The organism is Faecalibacterium sp. An58 (assembly GCF_002161515.1).
GTDB classification, from domain to species: domain Bacteria; phylum Bacillota; class Clostridia; order Oscillospirales; family Ruminococcaceae; genus Faecalibacterium; species Faecalibacterium avium.
Map to the genome: position 1 here is coordinate 1 of NZ_NFHX01000046.1, position 9,676 is coordinate 9,676.

The 9,676-nt window shown below is 44.7% G+C and carries 7 protein-coding genes and 1 pseudogene; 4 read left to right on the top strand and 4 right to left on the bottom strand.

Annotated features, from left to right (window positions below):
• Positions 1-772: pseudogene (locus B5G12_RS14685) on the top strand (relaxase/mobilization nuclease domain-containing protein); the annotation flags it as partial.
• 215 nt (positions 773-987) lie between these two features.
• Here the strand turns inward: B5G12_RS14685 and B5G12_RS13705 are convergent.
• From B5G12_RS13705 to B5G12_RS13720, 4 genes are all read right to left on the bottom strand, one after another.
• Positions 988-1,590 carry a response regulator transcription factor gene (locus B5G12_RS13705; RefSeq protein ID WP_343286648.1) on the bottom strand — a complete coding sequence of 201 codons (603 nt, stop codon included), beginning with the start codon at positions 1,588-1,590 and terminating at the stop codon, positions 988-990.
• On the bottom strand, positions 1,568-3,130 hold the full coding sequence (locus B5G12_RS14520) for a sensor histidine kinase (protein ID WP_158099727.1): 1,563 nt from the start codon (positions 3,128-3,130) through the stop codon (positions 1,568-1,570). The genes B5G12_RS13705 and B5G12_RS14520 overlap by 23 nt, the downstream gene beginning before the upstream one ends.
• 116 nt (positions 3,131-3,246) lie before the next feature.
• On the bottom strand, positions 3,247-5,220 hold the full coding sequence (locus B5G12_RS13715) for an ABC transporter permease (protein ID WP_087325440.1): 1,974 nt from the start codon (positions 5,218-5,220) through the stop codon (positions 3,247-3,249).
• Between the two features lie 14 nt (positions 5,221-5,234).
• Entirely contained in the window at positions 5,235-5,984 is a 750-nt protein-coding gene (locus B5G12_RS13720; protein ID WP_087325441.1) for an ABC transporter ATP-binding protein, read from the bottom strand.
• Between the two features lie 731 nt (positions 5,985-6,715).
• On the opposite strand from B5G12_RS13720, the gene B5G12_RS13725 reads away from it, so the two are divergent.
• The 3 genes from B5G12_RS13725 (at position 6,716) to B5G12_RS13735 (ending at position 9,575) form a co-directional block, all read left to right on the top strand.
• The gene (locus B5G12_RS13725; protein WP_087325442.1) at positions 6,716-7,663 is read left to right on the top strand and encodes a helix-turn-helix domain-containing protein; all 948 of its coding nucleotides are present in this window, start codon (positions 6,716-6,718) and stop codon (positions 7,661-7,663) included.
• A gap of 122 nt (positions 7,664-7,785) precedes the next feature.
• On the top strand, positions 7,786-8,499 hold the full coding sequence (locus B5G12_RS13730) for an energy-coupling factor transporter transmembrane component T (RefSeq protein WP_087325443.1): 714 nt from the start codon (positions 7,786-7,788) through the stop codon (positions 8,497-8,499).
• Complete coding sequence (locus B5G12_RS13735) at positions 8,496-9,575, top strand: ABC transporter ATP-binding protein (protein WP_242956055.1); 1,080 nt, start codon at positions 8,496-8,498, stop codon at positions 9,573-9,575. Before B5G12_RS13730 ends, B5G12_RS13735 begins: the two co-directional genes overlap by 4 nt.
• Positions 9,576-9,676 lie beyond the last annotated feature (101 nt).

Sequence of the window (9,676 nt, forward strand, 5' to 3'; positions counted from 1 at the left end):
GAAAAAGTCCGGCTGCATCGTGGAACGCCGGGGCAAGCACATCACGCTTTGCGCGCCTGGCTGGAAAAAGCCGGTCCGGCTGCGCAGTCTGGGTAAGGGCTACACACAGGAGGATTTGACCGCCGTTCTGGCCGGGACCAGAGAGCACACACCCCGCAAAGTGACGGCTGCCGCTCCTGCAGCGCCCAAGGTCAACCTACTGGTGGATATTCAGGCCAAGCTCCAGGCGGGCAAGGGCAAAGGTTATGAGCGATGGGCCAAGGTATTCAACCTCAAGCAGATGGCCCAGACCATGACCTATTTGTCGGAGCATGACCTGCTGGACTACGCCGCGCTTGCGGCAAAGACTGCGGCAGCAGCTGAAAAATACAATAACCTGCAAACGCAGATCAAAACAGCGGAAAAGCGGATGGAGGAGATCGGCACCCTGCGGACGCATATCATCCAGTACGCCAAGACCCGCGACACCTATGTGGCTTACCGCAAGGCGGGATACAGCAAAAAGTTTCTGGAAGCCCACCGGGAGGAGATTGCCCTGCACAAAGCGGCTAAAGATGCTTTCGATAAGCTGGGCCTGAAGAAGCTGCCCAAGGTGAAGGACCTGAACGCTGAATATGCAGAAGTGCTGAACCAGAAGAAAAAGCTATACCCAGAATACCGCCGCGCCCGGGATGAAATGCGGGAGCTTTTGACCGTCAAGGCCAACGTGGACCGGGTGCTGAACATGGAAGCGCCCGAGGCCGGGCGTGAAAAAGACCACAGCCAGCGTTGAGCAGGCTGTGGTCATGATTTTACAAAGCGTTCGCAGAACGCGCAGCCGCAGAAGGGACTTCTGCGTTCAAATGGGGTTTGGGGTGTGCACCAACAAGCATCCTCTGGCTAAATGGATAGCCAGAGGAATTGCTTGCCAGTCTTATCGGAAATTTCTGATAACCGGTATTATCCCGAATTGGACGAATCAGCTACTCAGGAGTTTAATGTTACAGATTAAAGCGGAGGAATGTACCCAAGTTGAATAGCCTTGGTTATAGCTTCTACCGCTGAGGAAACAGCTAATTTTTCAAATATATGCTGCAAGTGATTCGAAACGGTTCTCTCACTCATAAAAAGCCGCTCGGCAATTTCCTTCCTCTTAATGCCATTCGCCAGCATACGCAGAACCTGCTTTTCGGTTTCTGTCAGTTCCTCTACATAGACCCCATCTTTTTTAAAGTAGGTGGAACCATTATTTATTGCTTCCAGAATGTGCAGCAGTTCTTCTGGTTCAATATCCTTGTTGATAAATCCTTTTGCCCCCAGTTTCTTAGCTTCTTTGCGATAAACTGGAAGGTCGTAGCCTGACAAGATAACAATTTTCTGGCTGGGATACTTTTGCAAAAGGTTCTGTGCCAAAAGCAAACCATCTTCTTCGGACAGTTTTCCGAGATTGATGTCCATCAGCAGAATATCCGGCTTCTCCCTTTCGATCGTTGCCTCTATTTCATCAACAGATTTGATATTTGAAAATTGTTCGATGGATGGAAAGTCTGATAATACAATCGCCAGACTTTGAGCAAAAAGCGCATGGTCATCGACCAACAAAACTCGCATAGGATTCATCTCCTTTCATGGGTGTGCGGATGTCAACATTTGTCCCACCTTCTGGATTTGCTTTGATTGTCATGTGTCCATTCAGAAAAGTCACCTGCTCATTGATAGAAGATAGCCCATGATGCGGGGATGGATTGTCCGTCGTTACTGAAAATCCATCACCATTATCGGATACTTGCAGGGCAATCATGTCATGCTCTTGTTGCAGTTTTACTTCAATCCTTGTTGCATGAGAGTGTTTGAGGGCGTTTACGGTCAATTCCCTCGCAAATCGGCAGATCAACATGGTATATGGCTCTACCAGAAAAATATCGTCCTTACATTCTAAGGCAACGGTGGTGTTACTGTCGTTAGTGATGGAGTCAAGGACGCTTTGCAAATTTTCCTTGAAGGTCAAATTCTTTAACAATTTCGGATGATATGCCTGCATTTGGGAACGTATGGAAGATGTCAGTTTCCGCAGCGTATCATCCAGCAGTTGCTGAACTTCAGGCTTCCCGGCTTTGTGCAACAGGTTTTTCATCGAGAGGATGTCCTGCAAAATATCATCATGCAAATAATTGGTAAATTCCTTTCTCAACGCTTCTTCATGTTTGAGTTGTGCTACGGTATATTCGTAAAAAGAAGGAACTGCATCTGAGGCATAATTATCCAATTTGCTTGCCTGCCAAAACAGTAGCAGGCGATAAATCAGTCCACAGAAAACGAGCAAGTAAAGCAACGTAACTGCCGTTAAAATGGGCAGGCCAAACCACCATACGATCAGTATAAAGCTGGCAATGCACCCGAAAAGGAAAATGGCTATTGTGGGCTGGCTTAATGCAAAAAAAGGCTTCTGTGACTTTGCCCGAAAAATGATACTGTGGATACTGACAAATGTAAGTATGACAATCAGGTATAATCCCATCTGTTCAACATAGTTTTCTTTTCTGAAAAAAACTGCCGTGTAACAAATAAATGGAAGCAAAACAAAGATCACAGAAAATAGGAGCTGTTTTCTTTGGCTCCTTAAAACAAACCATACTCGTTTATGATGGATTGCAGATATAGCAATACACCAACCAAAGGAAACTATAAACTGAATGTTGTAGAGGGCATAAAACCACACCCTGTCAAAGAAAAAGCTGATAGTTGCTGTAAAGCAGATTGCAACTATCCCGGACAGAAATAGTTTTCTTCCCTTGTAATTTGCCCCTTGAAAAAGAAACGCCTGCACGAAGTTCACCAGTTGATACAGGCAAATTGGTAGAATAACAATGGATGCCGCATCTGCAAGGGGGTAGGCAGAAAATAGAGATAGTCCAAAATGCCATCCAAATACTACAAGGAGAATTGCAAATTTTGATAGGACAGGATTTCTTTTTAGGTTTTTACCGGATATGTAGTATCCGTCAAAAAATAAAAGTGTCAGAAGTATAATGTGAACGGTATTTTCCGCTGGTATTTTAGCTCCGACAGTATTCATTACACAAAGAAACACGATAAGAAATAGCTGATTAAGTATCATCAGACCTTGTCTTATCATATATTTTCGTTTCACGGTGGCACCTCCCATCTGCATTTATTCTACTCGACATGGACTAAATCTGCAAGTGAAGCAAATGGGTAGCCGCAGGCGGCTGGTCTCTGTAAGGAAACCAGCCGCCTGCGGTAAATTTAGTTCATGGCTGCTTTATAGCAGGAGTGTTTCGTAACTTCATAGTAGATAAAGTAAACAATGGTAAAAATTCCAATAGCCAAGGCAATAGGCAGAACAACCTCACCAGCCTGGCCCAGTACATCATCCATCAATGCCGATTTGTAACATATAATGGCAAAAATGCTGTGCAGCATACCTATCACATAAGGAATCACAAAGTAAATCTGAATCTGACGGCGGACGCATCGCTTTATCATATTTTTATTATATCCCATGCGTTGAAGGATATTGTAATCATCCCGATCATAGGTGACCGCAGACAGATTTTGAAAGTAGAGGATACTGCCAGTTGCAATTAGAAAGATAATCGTGGCAAATGCTATCAGCAGATAGGTAGAGCTGTTAAGCTGAATGATTTCCGTCTGCCGTTGCCAGGCACTTGCAAGATAGATGTTGTCCGGCATAGCATCTTTCAAAATCGTATAGGCGGTTCCATCAGAACGGGTATCTCCGCCATTGATGCTTACAACGGTGATTTTTTCAGGCTGTCCGTTTGCGATGGTCTGATAAAGTTGGTCTGAGACTACAAGCGTGGCAACACTATTTGCGAATCCAATCGGGTTATCCAAAGTGGTCTGAACAACGGTCACATCAGTTGAAACACCATTTCCAATGTCCAGATGATAAACAGCGCCAACATCAGCGTTATCAGGGTCGGGCCGGTATTTCACCAAAACACATTCCGTATCACTAAACTCGGAAATGGAACTTTCTTTTCCCTGGCGATTTAGTAAAGTATTGTAGTCGGTCAGACTCATACACTCAAATCCGGGTGTACGTACTCCTTCACTGCTAATGCTGTATTCATCGGGAAGCCGATCTGACGAGGCTGTGATTTTTAGCAAGTCGGTTTCTTGTACCTGATATTCCTGCCCGTTTAGTCCTTCTGCCAGTGCTTCCAGTGCCTGCTTGTTCCGTTGTTCGTCCTCAACCCGGTATTCGATAGAGGAAGGAATAATTCGTTCCACGGCTCTGTAAGGATACCAAACCGAAAGCGTAGTTGCTCCGAAAACGGAAAGCGTTCCTGCAACCAGCAGAATCAAAAGAATCAGCGACTTTGCATTGGAACGGATACGGTGCATAAATTTGGGAGCAACAATAATCGTGTTTTCCCGGTACAAAATGCTATGACGATTTTTGATGCACTGACATACGAAAGGCACGAAAGAATAGATGGTCAATACTGTGCCAACTACTACCAGTACCAGCGTCAGCAATGCAATAGGGTAAAAACCAATCGTTGTCCAAACAGACTGAGCCCCCCGAACCATATCCAGTGCCAGAGCATACCCACCGAGCAGAAAAACAATTCCGATGATGGAGAAAACGATATTCGTGTGGACAGGCTTCTCCACCTTTTTTTCCAAGCGCACCAGATCCAAAAGGGTTGATTTTAGAAGCAATCCTGCATTGGAAAGTGTAAGGGTAAGCAGTACAGCAAGGATAAACAGGAAGATTGAGCTGACGGCCTGTGGATTGATAAACGGAATTGCCCCCATATCAATCGTCAATCCAAGTAAAGCAACAATTCCTGCCGTTATACCAATGTGCAACAAGCTACCAGCTAAAATGCCGACGAACATTCCGCCAAGGCAAACAAAGATATTTTCTATGGTCAGCAGGCGAAGCATATCCCCCTTTCGGTATCCAAGCAGAGCATAAATGCCCAATTCTTTCATCCGGCGGCGCATGAAGAAGTTGTTTGAGTAGAACATATAGAACACAACAAACGCCATGATAAATACCGCAACTACGCTGCACATCATTTCTACACGGCCATCCGACGAGATTTTTTCCATGATAACCTCGTTCATGGAAAAAGAGGTAAAGCAGAAATAAATCATCAAAACGAAAGAAACGGAAACAAGATACAGAGAATAAAAAGAAAAGTTCCGTTTCAGATTTTTTAATGCTATTGTTGCTAAATTCATATAATCACCCCCAGTTACCGCTTCTCGTCCTGGCGGGCCGATTCCTGCATGATAGCTTCATAGAAATGCCGCCGTTCAGCATCATGACGTTGTAGTTCAGAGATGATATGTCCATCTTTGAAGTAAAGGATGCGATCCGTATAGCTGGCAGCATAGGGATCGTGGGTTACCATGAGAATTGTGGTTCCCAAAGTATGGTTGACTTCTGTTAATGCTGTCAACAGTTCAGTGGCAGAACTGGAATCCAGTGCGCCGGTGGGTTCGTCCGCAAAGATTAGCGGAGGTCGTTTTACCATTGCACGAGCCGCCGCCACACGCTGCCGCTGGCCGCCGGACAATTCGCTGGGATACTTTTTTAGCTGGGAGTCAATTCCAAACAGTTCGGCCAGCTCTTTCACCTTTTTGTCAATCTCTTTTGCCGGTTTGTGCAGCAAAGTCAGCGGGACGGCAATGTTTTCTCTCACAGTCAAGCTATCCAAAAGAAAATATTCCTGGAAAATGAAGCCTAAGTTATTTTTACGGAAATCAGCGGCCTGTCCTTGACCGAGTTTTTCAATATGAGTTTTCCCCATAACAATATGCCCGCTGGTCGGAATGTCGATTGTAGAAAGAACATTCAGAAGGGTTGTTTTACCAGACCCGGAGGCCCCCATGATGCCCAGAAACTCACCCTTTTCAACTTCAAAAGAAACATGGTCAAGGCCGGGCTTGGGCTGGTTCTTATAAACTTTGGTTACATCCATAACTTGTAATAGCGTACTCATATACATTCGCTCCTTTCGTGGTACAACTTCAGTATAATTTTCCGCGAAGGAAAAGGCATGAGTAATTCGCGCAAATAGAAAATGCGTGAATTACTCATGCCTTCTCGTTTATAACAATGTAAAATTGATTTCGATAGTAGTGGTTCTTGCCGGGCGACGGCAAAAGAAAAAAAGCCGTCGTTCAGCAGGCAATCGCCATGCCCTAAATACACCTACGGCGGCTTTGACAAAATCAAGGCCGCCGTTCCTTATGCCCAAAGAGTGACGACCCTGTTTCAAAAGTGACGGCGGCTTTAGGAGGGAGCCGCCGTGAAGCGAGAACAGCTTCGACATAATTCGGCAGGAATTTACCTGCCAAAAAAAGCTTGGCCGCCAACCGGCCCCCATCTGCTTATCTAAACACGCTGGATTCACAAACCGGCTGTGTCGCATAGCCAGCCATTCTTATATACTGCTGACGGCGGTGTCAGTTCATACAATGCGCAGCATTACAAAAACACAGATCTGCAAAATGGCTTCGTTTGCAGGTCCATTTGTCATGCCTGCTTTTGAGCGCAAAGTGTAAAGTACGATTTTTCTCGGTTTAACTCTTGACATCTATTTGCAGGTTTGCCAGTCTTATCCCGAATCTGGACTCGTTAAAACATGAACGGGCTATTTTCTTGAATTTCGTCCAGGCGTGTGTTATTATAAAATCAGTAAGTTATGACTAGCTGATTGGAGTGAGTATAATGGGAAATGCCAGTTTCAATCAAGACTGGTACGGTATGCAGGCCAAAGTTCTGACGCAAAGTGATGATTGTGTGGTCGTTGATTATGGTTGCAATGGCCGTGGTATTGTGAAAAACTATAACTTGTTTGAGGGTATACAGCTTTGCTTTCTCGACTTTGAAACGGATGGAGCAATGAAGGCTCAGAAGTTTAATCCAGATATTATTCAGATTACGCATTGTCAAACCGGACGCTATGAATGCGAATTTGCCAATCATACTGTGTCGTATTTACCAGAGGGCTATTTTAGTGTTGCAGCAACAGAGCGTTTGCCGGTTTCTTTTTCTTTTCCGCTGGGAAAATATTATGGCGTCAGTCTTGTCATAGACCGGCAGGCACTTTCGGTCGGAACGCGTCGGATGATGCAGACAATTCCCATTGACCTTGATAAGATCGGAACTACACTGGGAATAGAAACAAAATGGTATGTCAATGAGACCCCGCCACAATTAAAGCATCTTTTTTCAGAATTGTATACTGCGGCAGAAATGGAGCCTATCGGCTATTTCAAAATTAAGGCCATCGAGCTTCTGTATCACATGGATCAGCTGACACAAGTCAACGGGTGCGATCTAAAATATTTTGATAAGAAGCAGATACAGACTACAAAAGCTATTCGGGAATACCTTATTTCTCACTTGGATGAGAAAGTTTCACTGGAACAGTTGGCAAAAGAGGCACACTTGAACCTCTCCGTTTTTCATCTGGTGTTTTCCCATATCTATGGGGACACACCGTATGCCTATCTAAAAAAATACAAAATGAATTTAGCAGCCCAGTGGCTTTCGGAAAATAAAATGAAAATCGGGGATATAGCTTTAGAACTTGGATACAGCAATGCCAGCAAATTTGCTAAAGCGTTTCAATCTGTGTATGGGATGCTCCCAAAAGACTACCGGAAAAAATAGATAGGAGGAACGGGCTGTTTTTCAGGTCTTTCCAGAGAAATGGAGCAGAAAAAATTTACGCAAAAAGATATAATGAGCCGGTGCGGTTAGTTTATGCTAACGCATCGGCTTTTATTTAGGAGGTGGTATCCCTGCTGACCATAGATACTCGAATCAAGTTGCTTTTATTTTTACTTATCAACTTCATGGTATTTGGCTTGAAAGATTTTGTCCTTGGCAGCGTGTGTTTTTCCTTTATCTGCATTCTTTCGTGCCTGATGGGGCAGAAAAAGATTGTATTGAAATACATCATCTTTTATGTGGTAATTGCGGCCATACAGCAGCTTTGCGCCTTCCTTCCCCAGGCCATCGAAACTATTTTGTCGATCTTCACATTGTTTATCCGGGTAATGATACCCGTGGTACTCTTTGCTTCAACTTTTATCGCTACAACGAAAGTCAGCGAATTGATTGCGGCCATGTACTCGCTAAAAATTCCTCGGAGCATTACCATTACATTCGCTATGGTATTGCGCTTTTTTCCTACTTTCAGTGAGGAGATCCACAATATTTATGACGCGATGAAGTTAAGAGGCATCGCCCTTTCGTGGAAAAATGTATTCACGCGCCCCATGCTCATTCTGGAGGCAATCGCTATCCCCATCGTGATGCGCTCTGCTTCGATTGCAGAAGAATTATCTGCTTCTGCGGTGACGAGAGGCATTGATAATCCGGCGCAACGGACTTCGTTCATTCAGCTAAAAGTTCATGCTAAAGATTGGATGGTACTGTTCTTCTTTCTCGTTGCCTTTGTGGTGCTGTTTTTCTGCAAATATCAGATATATGGGAGGATATGATGATGATTGATATTGACCATGTATCTTTTCAATATTCCGGTGCTGAACGGGAGAATCTGCAAAATTTTAATTTGCAGATTGAAAAAGGGGAGTGTGTTGTCCTTACTGGCGAATCTGGATGTGGAAAGACTTGTGTGACCAGGTTGATAAATACACTTATTCCCCACTTTTACGAAGGGGAAATGTCCGGGACGGTTCTCATTGACGGAGTTGATACCCGCACGATCCAACCGCACGATTTGTCGGACAAGATAGGCTCTGTCTTCCAAAATCCACGCAGTCAGTTTTTTAGTCTGGATACGGACAGCGAGATTGTGTTTGGTATGGAAAATAAGGGGATGCCCTATCAAGTGATGCTGGACCGTTACCAACAGACTATCCGGGAATTGCATATTGAGAAGTTAAAGGATCGCAACCTGTTTGACTTGTCCGGCGGACAAAAGCAGACCATAGCATTTGCCAGTGTTTACGCATTAAACCCTGATATTTTTGTTCTGGACGAGCCTTCCTCAAACCTGGACCCGGAGGCCATTCAAGAACTACGGCGGCTACTTTTGCTGATTAAGGCGCAGGGAAAAACGATTATTGTATCCGAACACCGCCTTTACTTCTTGAATGGGATTGCCGACCGCATTGTCCTTATGGAGCATGGTAAGCTGAAACAATCTTGGTCCGCCAGTGATTTTGCTTTACTCAATACCGAGCAAATCAAGGCGCTGGGGCTTAGAAGCTATACGCCTACAAGGTTAGAGCTTCCCGAAACAACACCCTCTCGAAACGATACCCCGGCTGTCGAAGTCAGAGATCTCGCGATTGGATATGAAAAGGGAGAACCCGTGGCGCAGCACCTAAACTTTTGTGTCTACCCTGGAGAAATTGTCGGCGTGGTAGGGAAAAATGGTTGTGGCAAATCAACTTTGGCCAGAACCCTATGTGGTTTGCAAAAGGAACTGCATGGAGAGGTTCTATACAAAAACAGTACGGTTCCAAGTAAACGGCGGATCAAGAAAGCGTATCTTGTCATGCAGGACCCGGACTATCAACTGTTTACTGATAGCGTGTTAGCGTTCAGCTGAAAAAACCATTTGGGGTTCAATAGAAATCACCAATTCCGGATCAACAGAAAAAGCCATTACCCCAAACCTTTCAAATCCTTTATACTGAACGGTGACCAAAC